Origin of the sequence: Pseudacidovorax sp. 1753 (genome assembly GCF_040544975.1) — a bacterium.
In the GTDB taxonomy this organism is placed as follows: domain Bacteria; phylum Pseudomonadota; class Gammaproteobacteria; order Burkholderiales; family Burkholderiaceae_C; genus Xenophilus.
Map to the genome: position 1 here is coordinate 95,267 of NZ_JBEPKY010000015.1, position 25,403 is coordinate 120,669.

The following is a 25,403-nucleotide window of genomic DNA, read 5'->3' on the forward strand; positions in this document are numbered from 1 at the left end:
CTGCTCCTTTCCCATCCTTGGCGACGGTGACGGCGTTTCGGCGTGCTGCCGGTTCCAGATCGTGGTGGCGTCGCGCCCCGTAAGGCGGCGCCGGACCCGCGCCGCATCCGGCGCTGTGGACTGCGCGTCGCGTCCGGCGCTTCGGGCCGCTACCAGTCCTCCTTGACCGCCAGCACCATGTCCTGCGAGGCGGCGGCACGCGCGGAGAACCAGGCGGTGAGTGTTCCTGCCCCGATCACTGCCATGCAGAGCGCGGCCAGCCGTCCAGGTGGCAGCAGCATGTCCATCGTCCAGTGGAAGCTCTGGGGATTGACCACCTTCACCAGCACGGTGGCCACGGCGATGCCCAGCCCCAGTCCTGCCAGCGCGCCGATGCCGGTCCAGGCGGCGCCTTCGCCGGCGACGAGGCGGCGAACCTGGCTCGGCGTGAAGCCGAGGTGCGCCAGAAGGCCGAATTCCTTGCGCCGCGCGAGCACCTGCGCGCTGAAGCTGGCCGCGATCCCGAACAGGCCGATGGCAATGGCCACGGCCTGCAGCCAGTAGGTCACCGCAAAGCTGCGGTCGAAGATGCGCAGCGACACGGCCCGCAGCTGCGCGGTCGATGCGATGTCCAGTGCGTCAGCCGAACCAAGCCGGACGCGCGCGAGCCCGTCCAGCGCCTGGCGGATGCGTGCTTCGTCCGCGCCGGCGGCTTGCCACAGCGACAGCTCGCTCGCCGCGCCATCGCTGGTCAGGGCCTGGTAGTCGTCCCGGCTGATCGCAATGGCGCCGAACTGTCGTGCGTAGTCCCGCCACACGCCGGCCACGAAGAAGCGGCCCGCCGGAAGTCCGAATGCCGCATCGAGCGACACCAGCGTGCCGCCCACGCGCGCGCCATGCAGCGACAGCATGGGCTCGCTGACGTAGATAGGGATGCGGCCGGGCGGTGCGGACAGCGTCGGCCCCGTCAGCGGCAGGCTGTCGCCGGGCGCTTCCGGGTCGATGGAGCGGGCGAGCAGGCTCACGGTGGGCGCCGCGGGATCCAGTTGCAGCAGTCGGATGCGCTGCGGCGCGACCCGCGCCACCCCGGGGATGGCCCGCGCGGCCGCTACGAAGTCGGCATCGAACGGCGCCAGTTCGCCCGTTGCGGCACCGGCCGCGCGGACATAGAGGTCAGCCGGCAGTACGACGTCCAGCCAGCGCGTGACCGATTCGCGGAAGCTCGCGACCATGACGGTGAGCGCCACCGACAGCGCCAGGCTGGCGACGACCCCGCTCAGGGCGATGGCGGCGGTGCCCCTCATGCGCCGCGCGCGCTCGATCGCCATCAGCGGCAGCAGTCGGCCCGCAAGGCGTGGCGCCAGCCACCCGTAAAGGGCCTGGATCAGCCACGGCAGGGCGGCGATGCCCCCGACCAGCAGCAAGGCCACCGAGGCATAGGCGGCCAGCGGCATGCCCAGGACCGGTGGGACCAAGGCGAGTGCGCCGCCGGCGCCCATCAGGGTGAGGGCCGGCCACAGGCGGCCGCCCCGGCCCGAGGCGTCGCCCAGGCCCTTGAGCGTCTGCGCCTCTGGTAGGCTTTGCGCGGCGCGCGCCGGCCACCAGCCGCCGGCCAGTGCGGCCAGCGTGCCCAGCACGCCGTAGGCGAGCGTGGCCGCCGGGTCGACGCGCAGGGGCGGTGTCACGTCGCGGAAGTAGCCCCCGCCCAGGTCGCCGCCGAGCAGCCGGAGGGCGGCCCAGGCCAGCGCCAGCCCGAGCGCCAGACCCGCGGCGCTGCCGACGGCCCCCAAGGCCAGCGACTCGGCCAGCACCAGGCGCAGCCGCTGCCGCGCGGTCAGCCCCAGCACGCCGAGCAGGGCGAACTGCTGCGCCCGCTTGGCCACCGACAGGGCCAGCACCGAGAAGACCAGGAAGGCGCCCGTGAACAGCGCCACCAGCGCGAGCACCGTGAGGTTCACGCGGTAAGCCCTGGAGAGGTTGCCGATGCGCTGGGCCTCGTCGGCCGGCTCGGCAAGCCGCAGGGCAGGCGTCCAGTCGGGCAGGGCGCGGATGGCCTGGGCGAGCGCCTCGCGGTCGGTGCCGGGCGCCAGGCGCAGGTCGATGCGGCTCAGGCGCCCCTGCCGGCCCAGGAGGGCCTGTGCGGCGCCGATGTCCATCACGGCCAGCGGCGGGCCGGCCGCCGCGACGGTGCCGGCGATGTCGAGCCGTCGGGCTGCGCCATCCTGCATGCGGAGTTCGAGCTGCTCGGCACCGCTGGCGAGCGATTGCCGCGCCGCCGCGTTGAGGAAGGCGCGTTCCGGCAGCAGCATGGCCAGGCGATCGCCACCGCGGCCCGGAAAGGGCATGGGCATCAGGGAAGGCGAAATGGCAGGCAGCACCAGCGCGTCCAATCCAAGCAGGCGCAGGCTGGCCAGCCTGCCTTCGCGGGTGCGCAACAGCACCTGCGCCTCCAGCACCGGACTGAGCAGCGCCACCTGCCTCAGGCCGGCCAACTGCCCGAACAGGGCTTCGTCCAGATCGCCCTGCACCGCACGCACCTCCAGATCCGGCTGGCCGTTGACGGTGCGCGTCGCCCGCTGGAATTCGTCCAGCGCCGAGTTGTTGATCAGATGCACCGAGAACGCCAGCGCCACGCCCAGCATGACGGCCAGCACGGCCGCCAGATGGCGCCACGGATGGTGGCGGACCTCCTGCCAGGAGAAGGTGTTGAGCAGCGAACACATCGGGCGATTGTGGGGGCCGGGCGGGTGTCAAAGACGGTGAAGCGTTTCACAATGGGGTCATGGTTGCTGGCGTGAACGTTGAATCGATCGAAAGGGCCACACTGGCCGCGGTGCCCCCCGATGCCCTGGAGGAATTGCCGGGCTGGCTGCTGGCACTGGACCGCGGCACGGTGGGCCGGGCGCGCAGCGCGGTGCCCCTGCACCACGGCGTGCAGGACCCGTCGGTCCTTTCCCGCATCGAGGCGGCCTACGAGGCCTATGGCCTGCCGGCCGTGCTGCGCCTGCCCATCGAGACGCCGGGCTTCGAGACGCTCACCGAAGCCTTGCGCCAGCGCGGCTACGTGCCGTCCCGGCCCACCCAGGTGATGTGTGCCGACCCGGCCACCGTGGCGGCCAACGGCCGGCCGGAGGCCGTCCAGATATCTCCCACGCCGGGCGACGACTGGGCCCGCGTCTACCTGGGCGAGGGCTTCGATCCGGTCGACGGTCAGAGCCGGGTCCGTCTGCTGCGCCGGGCTCGGGATGCGGTCTACGTCAGCCTACGACTGACGCAGGATCTCCCGGGTGGCGAGGCAGGCGACGTGGCGGCCGTGGGCAGCGGCTGTTTTGCCGAGGGTTGGATGGGCGTGCACGGCATGCGCACCCGGCCGCGCTTTCGCGGCCACGGCTTCGCGCGTCAACTGATGGCGGCGATGGGTGCGGAGGCGGTGCAGCGTGGCGTGACCCGCACCTTCCTCCAGGTCGAGGCAGAGAACTACCTGGCGCGATCGCTCTATGCCCGGGTAGGCTTCTCGCCGGCCTGGCTCTACGTCTACTGGCAGCGGCCTGGCGCGGACGCGTTGCTCAAGTAGGTGCCAGCGCAGCCGCTTCGGCGGCGTTCAGCGGAAACCGTCGGTGCGCAGGTGCAGCCGGCGGTCGGCTCGCGCGGCGGCAGCGTCGGAATGGGTGACCAGGACCAGGCTGGCGCCGTGGGCCCGCGATTCGGACAGCAGCAGGTCCATCACTTTCCCGGCCGTTGCCGGGTCCAGGTTGCCGGTGGGTTCGTCCGCCAGCAGCAGGCCGGGGCGATGGACCAGCGCCCGGGCAATGGCCACGCGTTGCAATTGACCACCCGACAGCGCCTGCGGCAGCCGCTGGCCCAGGCCCTGCAGGCCGACCGCCTCGAGCATCTGCGCGACGCGCTGCGCCATCTCCTGCTTGCGGCCCAGCAGCATCAGGGGCAGCCCCACGTTCTGGGCGACATCGAGGTGGGGCAGCACATGGAAGGCCTGGAAGACGAAGCCGACATGCGCGCGCCGCCACAGCGCGCGCTGCTCGGCGTCCATGGTGCCGAGGTCCCGCTGGCCATGCAGCACGCGCCCCTCGTCCCAGTGGTCGAGGCCAGCCATGCAGTTCAGCAGCGTCGACTTGCCGACGCCCGACTCGCCCACGATGGCCACGAACTCGCCCGGCGCGACCATCAGGTCCAGGTGGCGGAACACCGGTCGCGCGTCCGCGCCCTGGCCATAGAACTTGCCGAGTCCCTCGATGCGGAGGGGCACGGCGCGCGAGGCCGTCTCCGTCGCGCGCCCGTCGGGCGCCGTTTCTGGGTGGGGGCGGCGGTTCATGCCCCGTCCTTCGCAAGCGCCTGCCGGACCCGCGCCACCACCTGATCGGCCGCGGTCGTCGCGTCGCAGGCGATCACTTCGCGACGGCGCATGCTGCGCAACCAGGTGATCTGGCGTTTCGCCAACTGGCGGGTTGCGGCCACGCCCCGCTCGCGCAACTCGGCGAGTTCCGCGCGCGTGGGGAGACGGCCTTGGGCGGCATCGAGCATCTCCCACGCCTGTCGATAGCCGACGCAGCGGATCGAGGGCAGGGCTGGGTCCAGGTCGCTGCGCTGGCGCAGGCGCCCGACTTCGTCGAGGAAGCCGCCGGCCAGCATGGCGTCGAAGCGCTGCGCGATGCGCGCGTGAAGCCAGGCCCTGTCCTCGGTCTCCAGCGAGAGGAGCAGGGCCTCGCCGCTCGCCAGCGGATCAGGGGTCGGATCCTCGCCCTCGCGGCGATGAAAGGCGGAGAGGGGCCGGCCGCTGCTCATCCAGACCTCCAGCGCCCGCTGGATGCGCTGGCTGTCGGCAGGCGCCAGGCGGGCGGCGGTGTCCGGGTCGACCTCCGCCAGACGGGCATGCATGGCCGGCCAGCCGTGCTCGGCGGCCTCGGCGTCGATGCGCCGGCGCAGTTCCGGGTCGGCGGCCGGCATCGCGTCCAGCCCGTCGAGCAGCGCCTTGAAGTACAGCATCGTTCCACCGACCAGCAGGGGGAGGGCACCGCGCTGGCGGATCTGGCCGATCAACCGCTGGGCGTCGGCCACGAAGGCGGCGGCGCTGTAGCGCTCGGCCGGGTCGAGGATGTCGATCAGGTGGTGCGGCACGGCCGCGCGCTCGTCTGGCGTGGGCTTGGCGGTGCCGATGTCCATACCGCGGTAGACCAGGGCCGAGTCGACGCTGACCACTTCCACCGGCGTCGGCAGCGCAGCCGCCACGGCCAGCGCGGCGGCAGTCTTGCCGCTGGCGGTAGGGCCTGCCAGGGCGATGTAGCGCAGGTGCGCGGTCATGTGCAGGGGCCGCTCGGCACGGGCGCCGGGCGCGGTGAACGTCTGCCGCGCGGGGCAAGGTCAGGCGAGGGGGGAGAGCAGGAAGCCGGGAAGCACGCGGGCATCCTGCCGAGGGTAGCAAATCGCCCGGCGCCCGCCGCAGCGAGGGGAGGCCAGGCCGCGCTCAGGTGCCCAGCGGCTGGGGCGGCTTCACCGCCTGCGGCACGGCGGCGCCACCCGCGGGGCGGCTGAGGCCTGCCGTCGGCTCGCCCGTGGCGAGAGCGGGGGTGCCAAGTGCGCGTTCCTTCATCTGGAACAACTGGGCCAGCGCGGCGCGGTACTGCGCCTCCCCGACGGAGTTGGTGCTGTGGTGGGAGCCGCCTTCGACCAGCACGAACATCTTCTGGCCCGTGGCCGCCTCGTAGAGCTTGCGGCCCAGGGTGGGATTGATCAGGGTGTCGTTCGAGCCATGCACCACCAGCAACGGCGAGCCGATGGACTTGACCTTCGCCAGCGACTCGAAGCGCTGGGTGATGAAGGGCTTGAAGGGCAGCCAGCCCCATTTGAAGCTGCTCACTACGTCCGAGATCGAGGTGAATGTGCCTTCGACGATGGTGCCGGATTCGTCGCGCACATCGGCGGCCAGGTCGATGCCGATGGCGCCGCCCAGCGAGTGACCGAAGATGTAGCGGCGCTGCTTGGGGTACTTGGCGGCCAGCCATTTCCAGGCGGCGCGCGCGTCTTCGCGGGCGGATTCCTCGGAGGGCAGCGTCTTGGTGCTCTTGCCGAAGCCACGGTAGTCGATGGCCAGCACCGAGAAGCCGAGCTCGTGCATGCGGCGGATGCGCGGCGCCGAGCCGGAAACGTTGTAGCGCGCGCCGTGCAGGTACAGCATCACGGGCGTGTCGCGCGACATCGGCGCGTCGCCCAGCCACAAGCCATGGAGCCGCACGTCATCGCCATCGGGCGTGCGGTAGTCGATCCACACGTCGTCCATGCCCGCCGTCATTTCGGCAGTGTTGCCCCAACTGAGGTCGCTGGGCTGAAAGATCCATTCGCGCTGTTGGGCGTCGAGCGTGGAGCATCCTGCACCGACCAGGACGGTGAAAGACAGGGCCGACGCGATGAGGGACCAACGTTTCATTGGGCAAACAGAGACCGGATGGCGGGTCGAAGTTCACAGGGATTTGCAACTGCGGCCCCTGAGCACCGTGTGGGTGACGGCCCGTTACAGGCCTTGCACACCCTTGCCCGCATGCAACGGGCGTGCCCGCCTTTCCGACGACCGTGTAAACCCCAGTGCCAGCGCCGTGTAGGAAGTTGCCTACGCAAGCCCCGGCGCGTGCGCGTTCCCGCCCAGCCGTCTCAGCGCCCGCGCAGGAACAGTCCGTCGAGATCGCGCACGCTCAGTTGCCGCCAAGTGGGGCGCCCGTGATTGCACTGGTCGGAGCGCTCGGTGGCTTCCATCTGGCGCAGCAGTCCGTTCATTTCGTCCAGCGTGAGCCGCCGGTTGGCCCGCACGGCGCCGTGGCAGGCCATGGTGGCGAGCAGTTCATGCTGGGCGCGCTGGATGACGGTGGTGGCTTCGTGCTGGGCCAGCTCGGCCAGCACGCTGCGGGCCAGGGCCACCGGATCGCCGTCGGCCAGGGGCGCCGGCACAGCGCGCACCGCGAGGGTGCGGGGCGAGAAGGGCGAGACCTCCAGTCCCAGGGCGCCGAGTACCTCCGAGCAGGTCTCGGCCGTGGCCACCTCTTCCGGCGTGGCCGCGAAGGTGGCGGGAATCAGCAGTGGCTGGCTGGCGATCGCATGGCCGTCGAGCTGGGTCTTCAGGCGCTCGTAGACGATTCGTTCGTGCGCGGCGTGCATGTCGACGATGACCAGGCCCTGGGTGTTCTCGGCCAGGATGTAGATGCCCTGCAGTTGCGCCAGTGCACGGCCCAGCGGCCAGTCGCTGGCTGCCGCGGCAGTGACCTCCGGCGGTGTGGAAGAGAGGCGCAGGGCGCCAGCCGCCGCGCCGCCGGCGGTCCAGGGGGGCTGGAGGGGGGCGCCCCCCAGGCCGCTGGGCAGGGTGGGGGCGGCCTCTTGGTCCGCCCCCGGGGCCGCCGCTGCAGACGGTGCCGCAGGCGCGGTGGGCCACATGGCCGCCCAATCGCCGGCACCCCGCTCGGCTGCGAACGGAATGCCGGACTGCCGCCATGCCGGCGCCGCAGCAGGCGCGTCGTAGCCTCGCAGCAGCGGGGCGGGCCGGCCGGTACCGCTGTCGTCCGTGCTCGCCGCGCCGGCCGCGCGTGGGGCCGCCAGGGCGTTCTCGATGGCATGGCGCACGGCGCTGTGCACTTCGCGGCCATCGCGAAAGCGCACCTCGATCTTGGTGGGGTGCACGTTGACGTCCACGCGCGTCGGATCGATCTGCAGGTGCAGCACGAACACCGGCTGGCGCTGACCGTGCAGCACGTCCTCGTAGGCGGCACGCACCGCGTGCAGCAGCACCTTGTCGCGCACGAAGCGGCCGTTGACGTAGAAGAACTGCTGGTCGCCCCGGCTGCGCGCCGCATCCGGCACGCCGGCATGGCCACGAACATGCAGGGCGCCTTCGCCATGGTCGACCTGCACGCTCTGGCCAATGAAATCCTCGCCGAAGACGTCCGACAGGCGCTGGGCGGGCGTGTCCGCGATACGCCACTGCTCGACCAGCCGGCCTTCGTGCCAGATCGCGAAGCCCACGTCCGGCCGCGCCAGCGCATGGCGGCGCACCGCCTCGATGCAGTGCGCCAGTTCGGTGGCATCGGTCTTGAGGAACTTGCGGCGCGCCGGCGTGGCGAAGAACAACTCACGCACTTCCACCGTCGTGCCCTGGCTGCGGGCCGCAGGACGCAGTTCGCCCGTGCGGGCGTCCAGTTGCCAGGCGCTGTCCGCCCCACCGTGGCGCGACAGCAGGCTCAGCTCGGCGATGGAGGCGATCGAAGCCAGCGCTTCGCCGCGAAAGCCCATGGTGCCGACCGATTCGAGTTCGGCCAGGCTGGCGATCTTGCTGGTCGCATGGCGGCGCAGCGCCAGCGGCAGTTCGTCGCGCGGGATGCCGCCGCCATCGTCCTCGACGGCGATCAGCCGGACACCGCCGGCGGCCAGGCGCACCGTGATCTGGCTCGCCCCGGCGTCCAGGGCGTTGTCCACCAGTTCGCGCACGACCGAGGCGGGCCGCTCCACCACCTCGCCGGCGGCAATCTGGCTGATGAGTTCGTCCGGCAGGTCCCGGATGGGGCGCCGGGTGGCGGAGGAGGAGGAAAGGAGGGCGCTCACGGCGGGATTTTAAGAATCCGTCAACGGGCGGCCCGGATAATGCCGCGCCATGGACATCGTCGCCTTCCTGATTGACTTCATCCTCCACGTGGACAAGCACCTGGAGGCCTTCGTCGCCGCCTATGGCACCTGGGTCTATGTGCTGCTCTTCCTCATCGTCTTCGTGGAGACGGGCGTGGTGGTCATGCCCTTCCTGCCGGGCGATTCGCTGCTGTTCATCGTCGGTGCGCTGTGCGGCGCGGGGCTGATGAACCTCGGGATCGCCATCCCGGTGCTCCTGGCCGCGGCCGTCCTGGGGGACCAGTGCAATTTCGCCATCGGCCGCCACATCGGGCCCCGTGTCTTCCAGTGGGAGAACACGCGCTTCTTCAACCGCAAGGCCTTCGACCAAGCGCATGCGTTCTACGAGCGCTATGGCGGCATCACGATCGTGCTGGCGCGCTTCATGCCATTCATCCGGACCTTCGCACCCTTCGTGGCGGGCGTGGCCGCCATGAGCCGCTCCAAGTTCACGGCCTTCAACGTCGGCGGGGCCGTGCTGTGGGTGGTGGGCATCTGCGCGGCGGGCTACTTCTTCGGCAACCTGGCCTTCGTCCGCGAGCATCTGGACAAGATCATCTGGGCGCTGATCCTGGTGCCCGGCCTCATTGCCATCTTTGGCGCCTGGCGCGGTTCGAGGGCTTCGAGCGCGCCGGCCGCAACGGCGCGCTGAGGCTGCTCAGCGCAAAAACGCCGGGGGCCGCGTTCGCGGCCCCCGGCATTGATGGATGGCGTTCCGCTCAATAGCGGCGGCTGCCGTCCGGGTAATAGTACTGGTTGTTGTAGTTCTGCTGGTCGCGCTGGCGGCCGATCTCGTTACCGACCAGACCGCCGATGGCCGCGCCGCCCACGGTCGCGGCCGTATTGCCGCCGATCGCATTGCCCACGACGGCGCCGCCCAGCGCGCCGACGCCGGCACCCAACTGCTGATTCGGGCCCGCGGCGCAGCCGGCCATCAGGGCCGCCGCACCGATCGCGGCGGCAGAAATCCAAGTGCGAGTCTTCAACATGGTGTCCACCTTTCTGGAATGTGATGGGCGCATGGTGTGCTCGTCGGTCTCTTCGCGCCTGTAGGAGCGGTCCGCCGGCCGCTGTGCGTCGCGGCGGTCCCGCCCTGAGAGACGCCGCGCGCGCGGCGCGAAGGCCGCCGCATTACAGCGCGCGGCTGCGCGCGAGAGGCGGGTTCTGGCCGAAATAGCGGTGGATGCCCTTCAACAGAGCGTCCGCCATCTCCTCCTGATAGGCCACGCTGCGCAGCTTGGCTTCTTCTTCCGGATTGCTGATGAAGGCCGTCTCCACCAGCACGCTCGGGATGTCGGGCGCCTTGAGCACGGCGAAGCCGGCCTGCTCGACGTCGCCCTTGTGCAGCCGGGCGCCGATGCGGCGGAATTCGCCCAGCATGGCGCCACCGAGCTTCAGGCTGTCCTTGATCTGCGCGGTGGTGCTCATGTCGAACAGCGCACGCTGCACCTGAATCTCGTGCTCGCCGATGCTGATGCCCCCGACCTGGTCGGACTGGTTCTCCTTGTTGGCCATCCAGCGGGCGGCACTGCTGGAGGCACCGTTCTGGCTGAGCGCGAACACGCTGGCGCCGCGCGCCGCCGGCGTGGTGAAGGCGTCGGCATGGATGCTGATGAACAGGTCGGCCTGCACGCGCCGCGCTTTTTGCACCCGCACGTTCAGTGGCACGAAGAAGTCGTCGTCGCGGGTCATGAAGGCGCGCATCGGGTTGCCGCCCAGGGTGCTGCCATTGATGCGGTCGCGCAGGCGCCGGGCCACCTGCAGCACGATGTCCTTCTCGCGCGTGCCGTTGGGGCCGATGGCGCCAGGGTCTTCGCCGCCGTGTCCGGGATCGAGCGCCACGATGATGATGCGGTCGGTGCGTGTGGAGGTGGCCACGTTGGGCTCGGGCCGCTGTGGCCGCGCAGGCGCCGGGCGCGGCGCCTCGGCCACGACCGGGGGCGCCGCCGGCGCCACGGGCGTGGGCGGCGCAGGCGGGGGCGGACGGACGGCCTTCTGCGCGATCAGGTCCCCCAACGGATCGGTGGCCGGGACGGGCCGTGCCGGAACGGGGGGCGGGGCCTGGACCACCGGCGGCGCCACCGCCACGGCAGGGGGCGCAGGCGGCAGCGGGGCGGCAGGCGATGCGCCGGTGCGGGTGTCGCGCAGGCGCTCGGCGATCAGCGATTCGAGCGGGTCGAGCGCTTCCTGCGGGTACAGGTCGAGCACCAGCCGGTGCTTGTAGGCAGCCACGGGCGCCAGCGAGAAGACCTGCGGCCGCACGGTCTGCTTGAGGTCGAACACGATGCGCACCATGGTGGGCGTGTTCTGGCCCACCCGCAGCCCGGCGATGTAGGGATCGTCGGCCTTGACCTTGCCGACCAGGTCGCGCAGGGCCGGGTTGAGGGTGATGCCCTCGATGTCCACCGCCAGGCGGGGCGGGTCGCCCACCACGAGCTGCTGCGACTGCAGCCGCGCATCGGACTCGATGGTGATGCGCGTGTAGTCGGCGGCCGGCCACACGCGCACGGCCACGATGGAGGCGCCGTGCGCGATCTCGGCCGCGCCCATCAGCAGCACCAGGCTGCCCGCCTGTTGCAGCCAGCGCCGGCGCTCGGGCTGCACGGGGAGCAGGGCGTGGGTCATGGGCGCAGCCTCGGCATCGTCGGCGGTTGCGGCGGGAGGGTGGGATGGCGTGCGGCGACGGCTCATGGCGCAACAGCCGCCAGCAGGGCCTGGCCGTTGGGGGTGAAGGCGCGCAACTGCACGCGGCGCACGTCGTCGGCGTCTGGGGTCATGGCTTCGATGTGGATGGCGAGGTCCTCGGTGGGCAGGTAGCCGGCCGCCTGGCCGGGCCACTCGGCCAGCTTGAGTCCGGGGCCGGCAAAAAGGTCCCGGAACCCGGCGTCCTCCCACTCGCGTGGATCGCTGAAGCGGTAGAAGTCGAAGTGGTAGACCGGCCGGCTGTCCTGCGTCGTGTGCGGCTCCACCACGGCATACGTGGGGCTCTTGATGCGGCCCTGGACGCCGAGCGCGCGCAGCAGGTGGCGCACGATGGTGGTCTTGCCAGCGCCCAGGTCGCCGTGCAGCGCGATGAACGCGTGGCCCAGCTCGGGCCGGGCCTGCATGGCTTGCGCCAGCGACTGGGCAAAGCGGGCGGTGTCCTCCTCGCCCTGCCAATGCAGCGTGCGGGAGGCGATTTCTACAATCGGGCGGTGACTGCGGTCGATGCTCAACTCGTGGCTCGGATTCGTGCGTGGGCCGGGGAGCTCGGATTCTCCCAAATCGGCATCGCGGGCATCGACCTGTCCGACGCAGAGCCCGGCCTGGCGGAATGGCTGGCCCAGGGCTTCCATGGCGAGATGGGGTATATGGCGGCGCACGGCATGCGTCGCGCCCGGCCTGCCGAGCTGGTGCCGGGCACCCTCAGCGTCATCACCGCCCGCATGGACTACCTGCCGCGCGAGACGCCGGAAGACTGGCAGGCCGTCGAATGGGCACGGCTGGATCGGCCCGGGGAGGGCATCGTGTCGCTCTATGCCCGGGGGCGCGACTACCACAAGGTGCTGCGGGCCCGGCTGCAGAAGCTGGCCGACCGGCTGGCCGCCGAGATCGGACCCTTCGGCCACCGCGTGTTCACCGATTCCGCGCCCGTGCTGGAGGCCGAGCTGGCCAGTCGCAGTGGCCAGGGTTGGCGCGGCAAGCACACGCTGGTGCTGAGCCGCGAGGCGGGCTCCATGTTCTTCCTGGGCGAGATCTATGTCGACATCGCCCTGCCGCCGACCGAGCCGGTGGCGGCGCACTGCGGCCGCTGCACGGCATGCATCGACGCCTGCCCGACCGGCGCCATCCTCGGGCCGCACCGGCTGGACGCGCGACGCTGCATTTCCTATCTGACCATCGAGCACGCGGGAGTCATCCCGGAGGCGCTGCGCCCGGCGATGGCCAACCGCATCTATGGCTGCGACGACTGCCAGCTCGCCTGCCCCTGGAACAAGTTCGCGCAGCGCAGTGCACTGCCGGACTTCGATCCGCGCGAGGGCCTGACGGGCGTCACGCTGGCGCAGCTTTTCGCATGGACCGAGGACGAGTTCCTGCGCCGCACCGAAGGCAGCCCCATCCGCCGTATCGGCCATGAGCGCTGGTTGCGCAACATCGCCGTCGCGCTGGGCAATGCGTTGCGGCAGGGCGATGCGTCGGCCGCAGCGGCGCTGCTGTCGCGGCGCGACACCGCCGCGCCCCTGCTGCGCGAGCACATCGACTGGGCGCTGGCGCAGGCGCCCACCGCCGCGCGCGCCTGAGGCCGGCACTCAGCGCGGCAGGCTGAGCGCGAAGGGCAGGCTGACGATGCCCAGCAGGGTCGACAGCGTCACCAGCGCCGCGACATACGCGCCGTTGTAGCCCATACGCGCTGCGAGCACGTAGGCGCTCGATGCGGTGGGCACGGCCGAGAAGGCCATCAGCACCGCCGCCTGGGCCCCGTGCAGCCCCAGCAGCCGGCACAGGCACCAGGCCACCAGCGGCAGCACCAGGTGCCGGATCGACAGCACCGCGACGCCCAGCGCCTTGCCGCGGTTGAGTGCGCCGAACTGCATGCCTGCGCCCGCTGCCAGCAGGCCGAGCGCCAGCGAGGCGGCGCCCAGCCGGCCGAGCGTCGGCTGCATCCAGTGGGGCACCTGCAGGCCCAGCAGGTTGATCACCAGCCCGCTGGCCGTCGCGATGATGAGCGGATTGCGCACGAGCTGGCGCAGAAACCCGCTGTTGGCATGCCGCGCCATCGGCCACACCGCCGCGACGTTCATCAGCGGCACGCACACGCCGATCAGCACCGCGATCACCAGCAGGCCCTCGGCGCCGGCCAGGCGCTCGGCCACGGCCAGGCAGATGAAGGAGTTGAAGCGGAAGGCCACCTGGGCGCTGGCCGCGTGCTCGCGCCGGTCGATGTGCTGTCCCAGCCAGGGCAGATGGGGCAGCGCATAGGCGAACGCGATGCCGGCCAGTCCCACGCCCAGCCCGGCGGCCAGCAAGTGCGTGGCGGAGCCAAAGTCGATGGGGCTCTTCACGATCGAATGGAAGAGCAGGACCGGGAAGAGAAAGTAATACACCAGGCTCTCCACCTGGTCCCAGACCCGGCGGTCCAGCGCGGTGTAGCGGCACAGCAGCCAACCGCAGGCGATGAGGGAGAAGTCCGGAAACAGCAGCTGCGCGTAATTCACCCAGGGAGCATAAACGGGCCGCTTATAGGTATTCCCTCAAGGTCCGGCAGCAGGGCTGCCGCTAGGATGCGCCGCACGCGGGAAGCGAATCCGCCCATTTCAAGAAACGAACCTGGAGTCAAACCGATGCAACGTCGCCACTGGAACGCCATCGCCGCCGCTGCCCTGCTGGGCTCGCTGGCTGCCCCCGCCGCCTGGGCGCAGGGCTATCCCGACAAGCCGATCGAACTGCAGGTGCCCTTCGCTCCCGGCGGCACCACCGACATCGTGGGCCGCGTCATCGCCGATCCGCTGGGCAAGATCCTGGGCCAGCCGGTGGTGGTCACCAACAAGGCCGGCGGCGGCGGCGTGGTCGGCGCGTCCGAGACGGCCCGCGCCGCGCCCGATGGTTACAAGCTGGGCGTGGCCACGGTGTCGAGCACCGCCGCCAACCCGGCAATCAATCCCAAGACGCCGTACGACCCGATCAACGACTTCACGCCCATCATCAACATCGCCGCCACGCCCAACGTGATCGCGGTGCATCCGAGCTTTCCGGCCAAGGACTACGCCAGCTTCGTGGCCGAGCTGAAGAAAAACCCCGGCAAGTACTCGTACAGCTCGTCCGGCACCGGCGGCATCGGCCACCTGCTGATGGAGCTGTACAAGAGCATGACCGGCACCTTCGTTACGCACATCCCGTACCGCGGCGCCGGCCCGGCCCTCAACGACACCGTCGGCGGCCAGGTGCCGATGATCTTCGACAACCTGCCCTCGGCGCTGCCCTTCATCAAGGCCGGTAAGCTGGTGCCCATCGTGGTGGCGGCGCCCCAGCGCCTGAAGGACCTGCCCAACGTGCCCACCTTCAAGGAGGTCGGTCTGGAGCCGGTGAACCGCATGGCCTACTACGGCATCCTCGGTCCCAAGGGCCTGTCGAAGGACGTGGTGGACAAGATCAACGCAGGCACGCGCAAGGCGCTGGAAGACCCCGCCGTGCGCAAGCGCATCGAGGACACCGGCTCGATCATCGTGGCCAATACGCCCGAACAGTTCGCCGCGCAGATCAAGGCCGAGTTCGCGGTCTACAAGGACGTGGTGAAGAAGCAGAATCTCAAGCTCGACTGAGCGTCCCGTCCCAGCCGTGTCCGCCCAGCGGGCGCGGCGTTTTCTGGAGCCGCCCTCGGGCGGCTTCCTGTTTTTCCGCATGTCCATGACCCCTCCGGCCTCCACCGCCGCCACGCCATCGCCTGCCGACATCGACGACTTCATCGATGCGCTGTGGCTGGAGGAGGGCCTTTCGCGCAACACGCTGGCCGCGTACCGGCGCGACCTCTCGCTGCTGGCGCAATGGCTCGCACCCCGCGGCGTGACCCTGCCGGCGGCGCGCGAGAGCGATCTGCAGGCCTATATGGGCGAGCGGCTTGCGCAGCGCGGCAAGGCCACCTCGGCCAACCGCCGGCTGACGGTGTTCAAGCGCTACTTCCGCTGGGCGCTGCGCGAGCACCGCATCGTGGCCGACCCGACCCTGCGCCTGCTGCCTGCGCGCCAGCCCGCGCGCGTGCCCAAGACGCTGAGCGAGGCGCAGGTGGAGGCGCTGCTGGGCGCACCCGACATCGCCACGCCGCTGGGCCTGCGCGACCGCGCGATGCTGGAGCTGATGTACGCCAGCGGCCTGCGCGTGAGCGAGCTGGTGGGCCTGCGCCTGGTCGACCTCGGCCTGCAGGAGGGCGTGCTGCGCGTGATGGGCAAAGGCAGCAAGGAGCGCCTCGTGCCTTTCGGGCAGGAGGCCGAGCGCTGGATCGGCCGCTACCTGGCTGAAGCCCGTTCGGCCATCCTTGGCGGCCAGCAGAGCGGCGACCTGTTCGTCACCGCGCGCGGCGCTGGCATGACGCGGGCCATGTTCTGGGTGATCGTCAAGAAGCACGCCGAGGCGGCGGGCGTGCGTGTGCCGCTGTCGCCGCACACGCTGCGCCATGCCTTCGCCACGCATCTGCTCAACCACGGGGCCGATCTGCGGGCGGTGCAACTGTTGCTCGGGCATGCCGATATCTCCACCACCACCATCTATACCCATGTGGCGCGTGAACGCTTGCGCCAGTTGCATGCGCGGCACCACCCGCGTGGCTGAAGCCGGGCGGCTGGCCGCCTGCGGCAGCCGACGACAGGGGGCGCTGGCATGATCAGGCCATGATCTTTACGACCGATTCCTACCTGCGCCGGCGCCTGTGCCGCGGCGCTGTTCTCGCGGCCTGTGGCGCGGCCCTCGCGGCCACCGGCCTGCCGGCCCTGGCCCAGGACCTGCCCAAGACCGTGCGCCTGATCGTGGCCTATCCGCCCGGCGGCGTGGCCGACGTGGTGGCCCGCACCCTGGCCGAGCGGCTGGCGGCGCAGACCGGCAGCACCTTCGTCGTCGACAACAAGGCGGGCGCCAGCGGCACCATCGCCATGGAGGCCATCGCCAAGGCCGCACCGGACGGCGCCACGCTCGGCTTCTCGGCCATCAGCCCGCTGGTGCTGAGCCCGCATCTGGGCAAGCTGCCCTACGACCCGCTGCGCGACCTGCTGCCGGTGGCCAGCGTCATGTATTCGCCGGTGGTGTTGCTGGCCACCTCGGCCGAGGGCAGCGCGGACATGCGCGCCGTGCTGGCGAAGGCGAAGGCGCAGCCCGGCGCGGTGCGGTGGGCGACCTCGGGGCCGGCATCGTTGGGACACATCATGCTGGAACAACTGCGCGCGACGGCCAAGGTCGACATCACCCATGTGCCCTACAAGGGGGGCGGCCAGCAGATGACGGATGCGCTGTCGGGCCAGTTCGAGGTGCTGTCCACGAACGCGGGCCCGGCGGTGGCCATCCAGGTCAAGGCCGGCAAGCTGCGGCCCCTGGCTGTGGGCGCCCCGGCGCGGCTGGAGAGCCTGCCCAACGTGCCGACCCTCACCGAGCTGGGCTTCAAGGACGCCAACCTCTCTTCGCAGTTCGGCGTCTTCGCCCCGGCCGGGTTGCCGCAGCCCTTGCAGGCCCGTTTCAACACGGAGATCAACACCGCGCTGCAATCGCCCCAGATGCGTTCGCGCCTGACCACCACCGACAACGTGCCGACCGGCGGAAGCCCCGCGGCCTTTGCCAAGGAGATCGCGGCCGAATACGAGAACAACGGCCGGATCATCCGCGCCGCGGGCATCAAGGCGGATTGAGTGGGCGCAAGGGGCGTGTTGGCGCGGGCGGCCCAGGGCGGGCGTGCCAATGCGCGGTCCGCGCTACAGGCGCCTATGTCGCGTCCGCCGCCAGCCCTTCCAGTTCGTCTGGCGTGAAGCCGGCCCGCGACCGCGCGTCCATGTTGAACGGCGGCTTGAGCCGGGGCGCCTGATGCTCGCGGTACAGGCGCCGGTAGTGCGCCAGCGGTTCCAGCCCCTCCCGCTCGCACAGCCAGCGGTACCAGCGGTTGCCCACCGCCACATGGCCGATCTCGTCGCGCAGGATGATGTCGAGGATGGCGATGGCCGCCCGCGCGTCGGGCGTGCCCACACGGGCGAGCTTGGCCTGGATGAGCGGCGTGGCGTCCAGCCCGCGCGCTTCCAGGGTCCGGGGCACCAGCGCCATGCGGGCGACGACATCGTCGGCCGTCTTCTCGCACATGGTCCACAGCCCGTCGTGGCCGGGGAAGTCGCCGTAGCACCACCCCATGCACTCCAGGTGACCGTGGATCAGCGTGAAGTGCAGCGCCTCCTCGTCCGCGACCCGCAGCCAGTCGCGGTAGTAGTCGGCCGGCATGCCGTCGAAGCGCCACAGCGCGTCGAGCGCGAGGTTGATGGCATTGAATTCGATGTGGCAGATGGCATGCACCAGTGCCGCGCGGCCTTCCTCGGTGAAGGGCGAGCGGGTGGGCACGTCCTTGGCGCCCACGCGGACCGGCCGGGCAGGGCGGCCCGGCACGCCCGCACCGTCGTCCGGCATGCGGACCTGGTCGGTCCAGCAGGCGTCGACGGGCTGCGCCTGGGCGCAATCGGCCGCCAGCGCGCGGGTGGCCGCCACCTTCTGGGCGGGATCGGAAAGGACAAGCGCCTGCAGCGCGCGCAGCCGGGGGTGCATCCCTACAATTCTATTTTTCGCCCGCGGCCTGCCCGCACGTGCACCCACGACACAAGGAGACGACAAGCATGGCCCTCTACGAACTCGATGGCACCGCCCCCCAACTCGCCGAAGGCGCATGGGTGGCCGACAGCGCCGAGGTGATGGGCAATGTGAGCCTGGCCGAGAACGCCAGCGTCTGGTTCGGCGCCGTCGTGCGCGGCGACACCGAGCACATCGCCATCGGGCGCAATAGCAATGTGCAGGACCTGTCGGTGCTGCACGCCGACATCGGCTGCCCCCTGACCATCGGCGAGAACGTGACCGTCGGCCATCAGGTCATGCTGCACGGTTGCACCATCGGCGACGGCTCGCTGATCGGCATCCAGGCAGTGGTCTTGAACAATGCGCGCATCGGCCGCAACTCCATCGTCGGTGCCGGCAGCGTGGTGACCGAAGGCAAGGAGTTTCCGGACAACTCGCTGATCATCGGCTCGCCGGCCAAGGTGGTGCGCACGCTCGATGATGCTGCCGCCGCCAAGCTGCGCCAGAGCGCGCAGCACTATGTGGAAAACGCCCATCGCTTCGCGAAGGGCCTCAAAAAGATCGGCTGACCCCTTCGGCGCAGTGCGCCGGCCCGTCGGCCGAGGAAAGCAACCTTGAGCGAACTACACACCTTCCTCTTCGACGGCCTGCCGGTGCGCGGCATGATCGTGCGCCTGGACGGCGCCTGGCAGGAGATCCTTGCCCGCCGCGCCGCCAACACCCAGACGGGCGCCTATGCACCGCCCGTGGCCGAACTGCTGGGCGAGATGACCGCCGCAGCCACGCTGATGCAGGCCAACATCAAGTTCAAGGGCTCCTTGATCCTCCAGATCTTCGGCGACGGGCCGGTCAAGGTGGCCGTGGCCGAAGCGCAGCCCGACCTGAGCCTGCGCGCCACGGCCAGCGTGGTGGGCGATGTGCCGGCCACCGCCGGCCTGGCCGACCTGGTGAACGTGGGCAACAAGGGCCGCTGCGCCATCACCCTCGATCCCAAGGAGCGCCTGCCGGGCCAGCAGCCCTACCAGGGCGTGGTGCCCCTGTTCGGCGACCGTGGCGAGCGCCTGGGCAAGCTATCGGACGTGCTGCAGCACTACATGCTGCAGAGCGAGCAGCTCGACACCACGCTGGTGCTGGCCGCCGACGAGCAGGTGGCCGCGGGCCTGCTGATCCAGCGCCTGCCGCTGGCCGGCGAGGCCAATCTGGCCGGCAGCGCCACCGCGCGGGACGAGGACGAGATCGGCCGCAACGAGGACTACAACCGCATATCGACGCTGGCCAGCAGCCTCACGCGGGCCGAACTGCTGTCGCTGGACATCGAGACCATCCTGCGGCGCCTGTTCTGGGAGGAGCGGTTGCTGCGCTTCGCGCCGCGCGACGGCATGCTTGGCCCGCGCTTTGCATGCACCTGCAGCCGCGACCGCGTCGCCAGCATGATCCGCAGCCTGGGCCGCGAGGAGGCCGACGACATCCTGGCCGAGCAGGGCCGCATCGAGGTGAGCTGCGACTTCTGCGGTCAGCAATACCGCTTCGATGCTGTCGACACGGCCCAGATCTTTGCAGGGCCGCCGGGGCAGGTGCCGGGCAGTTCAATCGTTCAGTAATCGTTCAGCTTTGTCCTTTTTGTTTAGCTGCGGCTTCCGCGGAGTGTCGTCCGCGCCACAGAGGCAGGTCCATTGGGGGGATGGGAGCAGATTCCTTGTGTCACAACCCTTGACGCTTTTGTAAGCCGGTTCCACGATGGGGTGTCGGCCGTTCGCGGTCGGCTTCAATCAACTATCTCGAGGACGATATGAACACCAAGAACCTCTTTGCGGCAACTGCAGCTCTGGCCGTCGCGCTTCTGGCCGCCAGCCCCGCGATGGCTGACGATCCGACCAAGGAACCGCCGACGCCTGCCGCCAAGAAGACCACCAAGGCCGAGCGTGCCGCCGCACGCGAGAAGCGCAAGGCCGACATGACCGCTGCCGAAAAGAGCGGCACCGCTCCCACCGGTGGTGAAGCCACGGCTCCCGAGAAGCAGACCAAGGCCATCTCGGGCACGCACGAGTCGCGCAAGGCCGAGCGCGCGAAGAAGCGCAAGGAAATGGCCGCCGCCAACAAGGCTGGCGCCATCCCGGCTCCGACCGAAGCCGGCGAACCCAAGAAGTAATCGGCCTTCGCTGAGTGGCACAGGCGCATGCCGGCCGCGTGGCGCGCCACGCTCATGCTGGCGCGTCGCCGGTTCCGTGGGTGGGGTGGCTGGTTCGGTGCCTGGGGCTCGGACTTGTTGCGCTGCTCACGGCCTGTGCCAGTCTGCCCGAACCGTCCGTCGCCGCGGCACCGTCCTTCGCGGCGACGGACGTTGGACCCACACCCCTGGCCCATATCGCTGCGGCCAGTCTCGCGGCGGACGCGGCGTCGCGCGGTCGTTCCGGCTTCCTGCTCATGCCCGAGGGGCCCACGGCCCTGAATGCCCGGATTGCACTGATCCGGGCTGCGCGTAAGACCCTCGACGCGCAGTACTACATCCTCCAGGACGACGCGACAGGCCTGCTTTTCCTGAGTGAACTGCTCGATGCTTCGCGCCGCGGCGTGCGTGTGCGCCTGCTGGTCGACGACCTGTACACCCCTGGCAAGGACCAGCTCTTCGCTGCCCTGGCCTCCCAACCGAATTTCGAACTGCGCCTGTTCAATCCGCTCGCCGTGCGCAGCGGTCCATTGGCCTGGCGCGTGGCGCTGTCCCTGGGCGATCTGCGGCGCGTCAATCGCCGCATGCACAACAAGCTGCTGGTGGCTGACAACAGCGTGGCGATCACGGGCGGTCGCAACATCGCTGACGAATACTTCATGCGCAGCGACCAGGCCAACTTCGTCGACATGGACCTGCTCGCCGCCGGGCCGGTGGTGCCGGCGCTGTCGAACAGCTTCGACGACTTCTGGAACAGCCGCCAGGTGAGGCCCATCGGCAGCCTGATGGAATTGCCGCCCGACGATGACCGCACCCGCCGCGTGCTGGCCGAACGTTGCGAGGACCGGCGCGACCTGCTGCCCGAGGCGGCCACCGATGTGCTCGGTCACCCGCCCGTGAGCGTGCAGCTGGCCGCGGGCCGGCTGCTCCTGACCGAAGGCGACGGCCGCGTGGTGTCGGACGTGCCCGAGAAGATCACCTACGACGACCCCGAAGCCAGCTTTGCCGACAGCGTGAGCCAGCGAACCATCGCCATGCTCTATGGCGCGCGGCGGGAAGTGCTGATGGTGTCGCCGTACTTCGTTCCGGGCCAGGCCGGCCTGGCGCTGCTGCGGGAGCAGGCCGCCAGGGGCGTTCAGGTGCTGGTCTTCACCAATTCCCTGGACGCCACGGACGAGACCCTGGTGTATTCCGGCTATGCCCGCTACCGGCTCGCCATGCTCAAGGCCGGCGTGAAGATCTACGAACTCGGCTCGCGGCTGGTGCCCAAGGAACGCCGCTTCGGCGAATTCCGGCATTCCAGCGCGCGGCTGCACGCCAAGATCATGCTGGTGGACCGCGAGCGCGTCTTCATCGGCTCGATGAACCTCGATGGGCGCTCCGCCCGCCTCAATACCGAGGTGGGCGTCATCATCGAGAGCCCGGCCTTGATCGAGCAGTTCGGCGCGCTGATGCCGGTGCGCGAACTGGGCGCCTACGAACTGCGCCTTCGCAAGGACGTCGACGACGTGCAGTGGATCGAGCACCACTCGGACGGCAGCGAGGCGGTGCTCGACGAAGAGCCCGGTGCCAACGTCATCGACCGCGTGCGCGACTGGCTCCTGCTGAAATTGCTGCCCGAAGACGTACTGTGAGGGCGCGGGCCGCGGCCGTCCTCAGCGTTCGAAGGCGCTGTAGCGGATGTCCGGGGCGCTGGTGTTGTGTCGGGAGGGCTCGCTGCGGCCGAAGCGCACCTCTCCCACCCCCGAGGCGCGCCCGAAGTCCGGCAGCGGCTGCGTGTGCGCCACCGCACCGGCGTCGCCGCTGCCGTGCCAGCGGACCTCGCTCATGTCGGCGTTGTCTGCCGCCACATACATCGACCGCAGCACCGAGAAGGGCTGCATGCCGCGGACCGGCCGCGAGAAGCGCACGTCAAGCGCCGTGCGCTCGCGGCTGACCTCGGCAAGGCGGATGCGTGCAGCGCCCCCACCGGCGAATCGCAGGTCGAAGCGGATATCGGGCTGTGTGCGAATGCGGATGTCCCGGATGTTGACCACCGGCCGGCCCTCCTGGCGCACCGGGCCCAGCAGCATCGAGGAGCCGTAGACGCCGTCCCCGAAGCGGGCCAGCGGCAACGGCTTGATGCGCCAGTAGCCGTCCGAGGGGTACATGACCAGCGCTTCCTTCATCTGGCCGTCGATCCGGCGATAGACCTGGATCATGTGGAAGCCGCGGTCGCGCTTGCCGTCCACTTCCACCGGCACCTGCTGCGGCCGCCAGAACACCGGCAGCGTCATGCCCACGATGCGCCACTTGGCGTCCTCGTGCAAGGTGACGGTGCGTGGCTCGAAGCGGTGTTTGGGGTCGGTCGGATGATCGCCGCCGTCGAAGTTGCAGCCGGAGAAGTCGGGGGCGGTGGTGTCCTGCGCGATGCGTTCGATGTAGCCGGGTTGCAGCGCCTCGACGGTGAAACGCTTGACGCCGCCACGCAGCAGCAGCGAGACGTTGTCTTCCTCGGCGCATCGCGTCGGCTTCGTCTGGTTCTCGACCGTCACGGTAGTGGCCGCGGCCTGGGCGGCGGGCGGCATTCCTGCCGCGAGTGCGATCAGTGCGGCACAGGCGGCGAGCGCGCGGCGGATGGGGAAGGGGGCGGATGTCCGGAGGTGCATGAGTGGGTCAGCCCGCGGCCGGCGTCTGCCGGGCAGCGATCAGGTCGGTGAAGAGGCGGTGCTCGCAGTCAGGGTCGGAACAGCGCTCGCAGTTCCACGCCGGCGCGCGCAGGTGGCGCGGGGGGGCCGGTGCCTCTTCCCGCGCATCCAGGGCTGCCTGCAGCGCCGACCAGGCGCGGGACATGTGTTGGGCGGCGTCGCGGCCGTGAATGACGGCGCAAGGCAGGCCTGCCGCGGCGAACCCCGCCCGCAAGCGACCGTCGAGAACCTGCTCGTCGTGGCCTGCCGTGTCCTGTGGGGGCAGCAGCAGGGTGAAGGCATGGCCGCGCTCGGCGGCGACCAGCGAGGGGGGCCAGCTTTCGACCGGGACGCCCCTTTGGGCGAGCAGGGCGATGGGACTGCCGGCCGCCACGACGAGTGCGTCATGGCGCGCTTGATCGATCCGCATGCGCCAGGCATGGGCCCGTGCAAGCGCATCGGCGGGAGCCGGCGGGCGTTCGGGTGCGTCGGTCGGCGCCATCCCGACCAACGCGATGGCCTTGATGCCCCGCTGCATGAAGCGGCGGGCCAGCGCGTCGACCAGTTGCTCCCCGTCTGCCGCCGACACACCCCAGACGGCGATCACGCTGCCGGTGCCGAGGCGCGGTGTCATGGGAGCGGCAGCGCGCGCATTCTTGACGCGCCGTCCTAGCGCGCGATCTGCACCAGGATCTCGTTGGGTTTGACCATGCCCAGCTCCTGTCGCGCCCGCTCCTCGGCCATCTCGATGCCTTCCTTGAGGTCGTTGACCTCGGACTCGAGCCGCTCGTTGGTGTGCTGGGCGCGGAGGTTGGCGGTCTTCTGGTCTTCCAGGTTCTTGCGCAGCTTGGACACGTCGGGCAGGCTGCCGCGGCCTGTCCACAGCTGGAGCTGCAGCAGGCCGAGAAGGCACAGCAGGATGGCCGGGATGACGAGGCGCGTGCGCATCGCCGCTCAGCCGATCTGCACTGGCACCGTGGCCCGCACCACGCCCGAACTGGAAGACCGGCGCATCAACGCAGGTTGTAGAACGCGGCGCGGCCGGGGTAGCTCGCGACGTCGCCCAGGTCTTCCTCGATGCGCAGCAGCTGGTTGTACTTGGCCATGCGGTCCGAGCGCGACAGCGAGCCGGTCTTGATCTGGCCGGCGTTCAGGCCGACGGCGATGTCGGCGATGGTGCTGTCTTCGGTCTCGCCGGAGCGGTGCGAGATCACGGCGGTGTAGCCGGCGCGCTTGGCCATCTCGATGGCGGCGAAGGTCTCGGTCAGCGTGCCGATCTGGTTGATCTTGATGAGGATCGAGTTGGCGATGTTCTGGTCGATGCCCTGCTTCAGGATCTTGGTGTTGGTCACGAACAGGTCGTCGCCCACCAGCTGCACCTTCTTGCCCAGGCGCTCGGTCAGCAGCTTCCAGCCGGCCCAGTCGCCTTCGTGCATGCCGTCCTCGATCGAGATGATCGGGTACTTGTCGCACCAGGTGGCCAGCATGTCGGTCCAGCTTGCGGCCTCCAGCTGCAGACCACCTTCGCCTTCGAGCACGTACTTGCCGTCCTTGTAAAACTCGCTGGCGGCGCAGTCCAGGCCCAGGGCGATCTGCTCGCCGGCGGTGTAGCCGGCCTTGTCGATGGCTTCCAGGATCAGCTGGATCGCCGCTTCATGGTTCTCGACGCTGGGGGCAAAACCGCCTTCGTCGCCCACGGCCGTGGGCATGCCGCGGCTGTCGATAATCTTCTTGAGGGCATGGAACACCTCGGCGCCGTAGCGCAGCGCTTCGCGGAAGCTGGGCGCGCCCACCGGGATGATCATGAACTCCTGCAGGTCCAGGCTGTTGTTGGCATGCGCGCCGCCGTTGATGACGTTCATCATCGGCACCGGCAGGCTCATGCCGCCCATGCCGCCGAAGTAGCGGTACAGGGGCAGGCCGGACTCTTCGGCCGCAGCGCGCGCCACGGCCATCGACACGGCCAGCATGGCGTTGGCGCCCAGGCGGCTCTTGTTCTCGGTGCCGTCCAGGTCGATCAGGGTCTTGTCCAGGAAGGCCTGTTCCGAGGCGTCCAGGCCCAGCACGGCTTCGCTGATCTCGGTGTTGACGTGCTCGACGGCCTTGAGCACGCCCTTGCCCAGGTAACGGCCCTTGTCGCCGTCGCGCAGCTCGATGGCTTCGCGGCTACCGGTGCTGGCGCCCGAGGGCACGGCCGCACGGCCCATGGTGCCGCTTTCCAGCAGCACGTCGCATTCCACGGTGGGATTGCCGCGGCTGTCGAGGATCTCGCGGCCGACGATGTCAACGATGGCACTCATTCAGGGTTCTCCGGTTTTTTGAAATCGGTTCAGGCGGGCGTGCCGCGCTCAGACGCCTTCGACGGCGATCATGTTCATGATCGCGGCGCCGGCACGGGCCTCGCGGGCCTTCTTGTATTCGGGGGTCTCGTAGAAGGCCTTGGCCTGCTCGAACGTGGCGAACTTGAGCAGCACCACGCGCGTGGGCTGCCAGGTGCCTTCGAGCGGCTCGACCTGCCCGCCACGCACGCAGACCTCGGCGCCATGCGCCTGCATGGCGGCGGAGGACCACTTCTTGTATTCCTCGTACTGCGTCGGGTTGGTGACTTCGACGTGGGCGATGACGTAGCCGCTGGGCATGTTGCAGGTGTC

Annotated in this window: 25 protein-coding genes; 10 read left to right on the plus strand and 15 right to left on the minus strand. The window is 70.1% G+C overall.

From position 1 onward, the window contains the following. Positions 1–149: 149 nt before the first annotated feature. On the minus strand, positions 150–2,702 hold the full coding sequence (locus ABIC63_RS19325) for an FtsX-like permease family protein (RefSeq protein ID WP_354320991.1): 2,553 nt from the start codon (positions 2,700–2,702) through the stop codon (positions 150–152). A 71-nt stretch (positions 2,703–2,773) separates the two neighbouring features. On the opposite strand from ABIC63_RS19325, the gene ABIC63_RS19330 reads away from it, so the two are divergent. Beyond that, a complete protein-coding gene (locus tag ABIC63_RS19330) occupies positions 2,774–3,553 on the plus strand; it encodes a GNAT family N-acetyltransferase (RefSeq protein ID WP_294373138.1) in 780 nt (259 codons plus the stop codon). 27 nt (positions 3,554–3,580) lie between these two features. Here the strand turns inward: ABIC63_RS19330 and ABIC63_RS19335 are convergent, their stop codons facing one another. The 4 genes from ABIC63_RS19335 to mutL form a co-directional block, all read right to left on the minus strand. Beyond that, positions 3,581–4,243 (minus strand): ABC transporter ATP-binding protein, encoded by a 663-nt coding sequence (locus tag ABIC63_RS19335; protein WP_354321046.1) that lies wholly within the window; start codon positions 4,241–4,243, stop codon positions 3,581–3,583. 62 nt (positions 4,244–4,305) lie between these two features. Then, the gene (gene miaA / locus ABIC63_RS19340) at positions 4,306–5,295 is read right to left on the minus strand and encodes a tRNA (adenosine(37)-N6)-dimethylallyltransferase MiaA (protein ID WP_354320992.1); all 990 of its coding nucleotides are present in this window, start codon (positions 5,293–5,295) and stop codon (positions 4,306–4,308) included. Positions 5,296–5,458: 163 nt separating this feature from the next. Beyond that, complete coding sequence (locus ABIC63_RS19345) at positions 5,459–6,418, minus strand: alpha/beta hydrolase (RefSeq protein WP_294373145.1); 960 nt, start codon at positions 6,416–6,418, stop codon at positions 5,459–5,461. A 221-nt stretch (positions 6,419–6,639) separates the two neighbouring features. Further along, the gene (mutL, locus tag ABIC63_RS19350; protein WP_354320993.1) at positions 6,640–8,574 is read right to left on the minus strand and encodes a DNA mismatch repair endonuclease MutL; all 1,935 of its coding nucleotides are present in this window, start codon (positions 8,572–8,574) and stop codon (positions 6,640–6,642) included. 49 nt (positions 8,575–8,623) lie between these two features. Between mutL and ABIC63_RS19355 the strand changes: the two genes are divergently transcribed. Next, positions 8,624–9,286: a DedA family protein gene (locus tag ABIC63_RS19355; RefSeq protein WP_294373148.1), complete on the plus strand. Its 663-nt coding sequence runs from the start codon at positions 8,624–8,626 to the stop codon at positions 9,284–9,286. Between the two features lie 67 nt (positions 9,287–9,353). Here ABIC63_RS19355 and ABIC63_RS19360 read toward each other — a convergent pair whose 3' ends face one another. The 3 genes from ABIC63_RS19360 to tsaE form a co-directional block, all read right to left on the minus strand. Next, on the minus strand, positions 9,354–9,623 hold the full coding sequence (locus tag ABIC63_RS19360) for a YMGG-like glycine zipper-containing protein (RefSeq protein WP_017761537.1): 270 nt from the start codon (positions 9,621–9,623) through the stop codon (positions 9,354–9,356). Between the two features lie 142 nt (positions 9,624–9,765). Then, complete coding sequence (locus ABIC63_RS19365; RefSeq protein ID WP_294373151.1) at positions 9,766–11,259, minus strand: N-acetylmuramoyl-L-alanine amidase; 1,494 nt, start codon at positions 11,257–11,259, stop codon at positions 9,766–9,768. Between the two features lie 62 nt (positions 11,260–11,321). After that, a complete protein-coding gene (gene tsaE / locus ABIC63_RS19370; RefSeq protein WP_502935889.1) occupies positions 11,322–11,849 on the minus strand; it encodes a tRNA (adenosine(37)-N6)-threonylcarbamoyltransferase complex ATPase subunit type 1 TsaE in 528 nt (175 codons plus the stop codon). Between the two features lie 12 nt (positions 11,850–11,861). Here tsaE and queG point away from each other — a divergent pair, with 12 nt between their 5' ends. After that, a complete protein-coding gene (gene queG / locus ABIC63_RS19375; protein ID WP_294373265.1) occupies positions 11,862–12,914 on the plus strand; it encodes a tRNA epoxyqueuosine(34) reductase QueG in 1,053 nt (350 codons plus the stop codon). A gap of 9 nt (positions 12,915–12,923) precedes the next feature. Here the strand turns inward: queG and ABIC63_RS19380 are convergent, their stop codons facing one another. After that, positions 12,924–13,829, minus strand: a complete 906-nt coding sequence (locus ABIC63_RS19380) for an AEC family transporter (protein WP_354320994.1) — start codon at positions 13,827–13,829, stop codon at positions 12,924–12,926. A 126-nt stretch (positions 13,830–13,955) separates the two neighbouring features. Between ABIC63_RS19380 and ABIC63_RS19385 the strand changes: the two genes are divergently transcribed. The 3 genes from ABIC63_RS19385 (at position 13,956) to ABIC63_RS19395 (ending at position 17,000) form a co-directional block, all read left to right on the plus strand. Then, a complete protein-coding gene (locus tag ABIC63_RS19385; RefSeq protein ID WP_354320995.1) occupies positions 13,956–14,933 on the plus strand; it encodes a tripartite tricarboxylate transporter substrate binding protein BugE in 978 nt (325 codons plus the stop codon). 79 nt (positions 14,934–15,012) lie between these two features. Beyond that, positions 15,013–15,936 carry a site-specific tyrosine recombinase XerD gene (gene xerD, locus ABIC63_RS19390; RefSeq protein WP_354320996.1) on the plus strand — a complete coding sequence of 308 codons (924 nt, stop codon included), beginning with the start codon at positions 15,013–15,015 and terminating at the stop codon, positions 15,934–15,936. A gap of 59 nt (positions 15,937–15,995) precedes the next feature. Beyond that, positions 15,996–17,000 (plus strand): Bug family tripartite tricarboxylate transporter substrate binding protein, encoded by a 1,005-nt coding sequence (locus tag ABIC63_RS19395; RefSeq protein ID WP_294373160.1) that lies wholly within the window; start codon positions 15,996–15,998, stop codon positions 16,998–17,000. Between the two features lie 73 nt (positions 17,001–17,073). Here the strand turns inward: ABIC63_RS19395 and ABIC63_RS19400 are convergent, their stop codons facing one another. Then, positions 17,074–17,895, minus strand: coding sequence for a ferritin-like domain-containing protein (locus tag ABIC63_RS19400; protein WP_354320998.1), 822 nt, complete (start codon positions 17,893–17,895; stop codon positions 17,074–17,076). Between the two features lie 68 nt (positions 17,896–17,963). On the opposite strand from ABIC63_RS19400, the gene ABIC63_RS19405 reads away from it, so the two are divergent. The 4 genes from ABIC63_RS19405 to ABIC63_RS19420 all read left to right on the plus strand — a co-directional run bounded on the left by ABIC63_RS19405 (position 17,964) and on the right by ABIC63_RS19420 (position 21,720). Continuing rightward, positions 17,964–18,488 carry a gamma carbonic anhydrase family protein gene (locus ABIC63_RS19405; protein ID WP_294373164.1) on the plus strand — a complete coding sequence of 175 codons (525 nt, stop codon included), beginning with the start codon at positions 17,964–17,966 and terminating at the stop codon, positions 18,486–18,488. Positions 18,489–18,533: 45 nt separating this feature from the next. Continuing rightward, positions 18,534–19,520, plus strand: coding sequence for an Hsp33 family molecular chaperone HslO (gene hslO, locus ABIC63_RS19410; protein ID WP_354320999.1), 987 nt, complete (start codon positions 18,534–18,536; stop codon positions 19,518–19,520). 188 nt (positions 19,521–19,708) lie between these two features. Then, entirely contained in the window at positions 19,709–20,068 is a 360-nt protein-coding gene (locus tag ABIC63_RS19415; protein WP_234193892.1) for a hypothetical protein, read from the plus strand. A gap of 275 nt (positions 20,069–20,343) precedes the next feature. Further along, positions 20,344–21,720: a phospholipase D family protein gene (locus ABIC63_RS19420; RefSeq protein WP_354321000.1), complete on the plus strand. Its 1,377-nt coding sequence runs from the start codon at positions 20,344–20,346 to the stop codon at positions 21,718–21,720. Positions 21,721–21,741: 21 nt separating this feature from the next. Here the strand turns inward: ABIC63_RS19420 and ABIC63_RS19425 are convergent, their stop codons facing one another. From ABIC63_RS19425 to ABIC63_RS19445, 5 genes are all read right to left on the minus strand, one after another. Then, positions 21,742–22,734 (minus strand): hypothetical protein, encoded by a 993-nt coding sequence (locus tag ABIC63_RS19425; protein ID WP_294373173.1) that lies wholly within the window; start codon positions 22,732–22,734, stop codon positions 21,742–21,744. Positions 22,735–22,741: 7 nt separating this feature from the next. Next, positions 22,742–23,386, minus strand: coding sequence for a hypothetical protein (locus ABIC63_RS19430; RefSeq protein WP_294373175.1), 645 nt, complete (start codon positions 23,384–23,386; stop codon positions 22,742–22,744). Positions 23,387–23,421: 35 nt separating this feature from the next. Beyond that, a complete protein-coding gene (locus ABIC63_RS19435; protein WP_294373177.1) occupies positions 23,422–23,700 on the minus strand; it encodes a septum formation initiator family protein in 279 nt (92 codons plus the stop codon). A gap of 65 nt (positions 23,701–23,765) precedes the next feature. Next, positions 23,766–25,052, minus strand: a complete 1,287-nt coding sequence (eno, locus tag ABIC63_RS19440; RefSeq protein ID WP_234193896.1) for a phosphopyruvate hydratase — start codon at positions 25,050–25,052, stop codon at positions 23,766–23,768. Positions 25,053–25,100: 48 nt separating this feature from the next. After that, positions 25,101–25,391: a DUF1330 domain-containing protein gene (locus ABIC63_RS19445; protein ID WP_234193897.1), complete on the minus strand. Its 291-nt coding sequence runs from the start codon at positions 25,389–25,391 to the stop codon at positions 25,101–25,103. Between the last annotated feature and the right edge of the window lie 12 nt (positions 25,392–25,403).

What these genes read in the sequence shown, in the direction of transcription:
- ABIC63_RS19425 (WP_294373173.1), bottom strand. Translation starts at nt 22,734, where the DNA reads ATGCACCTCCGGACATCCGCCCCCTTCCCCATCCGCCGCGCGCTCGCC.
- ABIC63_RS19415 (WP_234193892.1), top strand. Translation starts at nt 19,709, where the DNA reads ATGAACACCAAGAACCTCTTTGCGGCAACTGCAGCTCTGGCCGTCGCG.
- ABIC63_RS19325 (WP_354320991.1), bottom strand. Translation starts at nt 2,702, where the DNA reads ATGTGTTCGCTGCTCAACACCTTCTCCTGGCAGGAGGTCCGCCACCAT.
- ABIC63_RS19405 (WP_294373164.1), top strand. Translation starts at nt 17,964, where the DNA reads ATGGCCCTCTACGAACTCGATGGCACCGCCCCCCAACTCGCCGAAGGC.
- eno (WP_234193896.1), bottom strand. Translation starts at nt 25,052, where the DNA reads ATGAGTGCCATCGTTGACATCGTCGGCCGCGAGATCCTCGACAGCCGC.
- ABIC63_RS19430 (WP_294373175.1), bottom strand. Translation starts at nt 23,386, where the DNA reads ATGACACCGCGCCTCGGCACCGGCAGCGTGATCGCCGTCTGGGGTGTG.
- ABIC63_RS19385 (WP_354320995.1), top strand. Translation starts at nt 13,956, where the DNA reads ATGCAACGTCGCCACTGGAACGCCATCGCCGCCGCTGCCCTGCTGGGC.
- ABIC63_RS19360 (WP_017761537.1), bottom strand. Translation starts at nt 9,623, where the DNA reads ATGTTGAAGACTCGCACTTGGATTTCTGCCGCCGCGATCGGTGCGGCG.
- ABIC63_RS19435 (WP_294373177.1), bottom strand. Translation starts at nt 23,700, where the DNA reads ATGCGCACGCGCCTCGTCATCCCGGCCATCCTGCTGTGCCTTCTCGGC.
- ABIC63_RS19445 (WP_234193897.1), bottom strand. Translation starts at nt 25,391, where the DNA reads ATGCCCAGCGGCTACGTCATCGCCCACGTCGAAGTCACCAACCCGACG.
- ABIC63_RS19355 (WP_294373148.1), top strand. Translation starts at nt 8,624, where the DNA reads ATGGACATCGTCGCCTTCCTGATTGACTTCATCCTCCACGTGGACAAG.
- ABIC63_RS19345 (WP_294373145.1), bottom strand. Translation starts at nt 6,418, where the DNA reads ATGAAACGTTGGTCCCTCATCGCGTCGGCCCTGTCTTTCACCGTCCTG.
- ABIC63_RS19395 (WP_294373160.1), top strand. Translation starts at nt 15,996, where the DNA reads ATGATCTTTACGACCGATTCCTACCTGCGCCGGCGCCTGTGCCGCGGC.
- ABIC63_RS19365 (WP_294373151.1), bottom strand. Translation starts at nt 11,259, where the DNA reads ATGACCCACGCCCTGCTCCCCGTGCAGCCCGAGCGCCGGCGCTGGCTG.
- ABIC63_RS19400 (WP_354320998.1), bottom strand. Translation starts at nt 17,895, where the DNA reads ATGCACCCCCGGCTGCGCGCGCTGCAGGCGCTTGTCCTTTCCGATCCC.
- ABIC63_RS19420 (WP_354321000.1), top strand. Translation starts at nt 20,344, where the DNA reads ATGCCCGAGGGGCCCACGGCCCTGAATGCCCGGATTGCACTGATCCGG.
- xerD (WP_354320996.1), top strand. Translation starts at nt 15,013, where the DNA reads ATGTCCATGACCCCTCCGGCCTCCACCGCCGCCACGCCATCGCCTGCC.
- miaA (WP_354320992.1), bottom strand. Translation starts at nt 5,295, where the DNA reads ATGACCGCGCACCTGCGCTACATCGCCCTGGCAGGCCCTACCGCCAGC.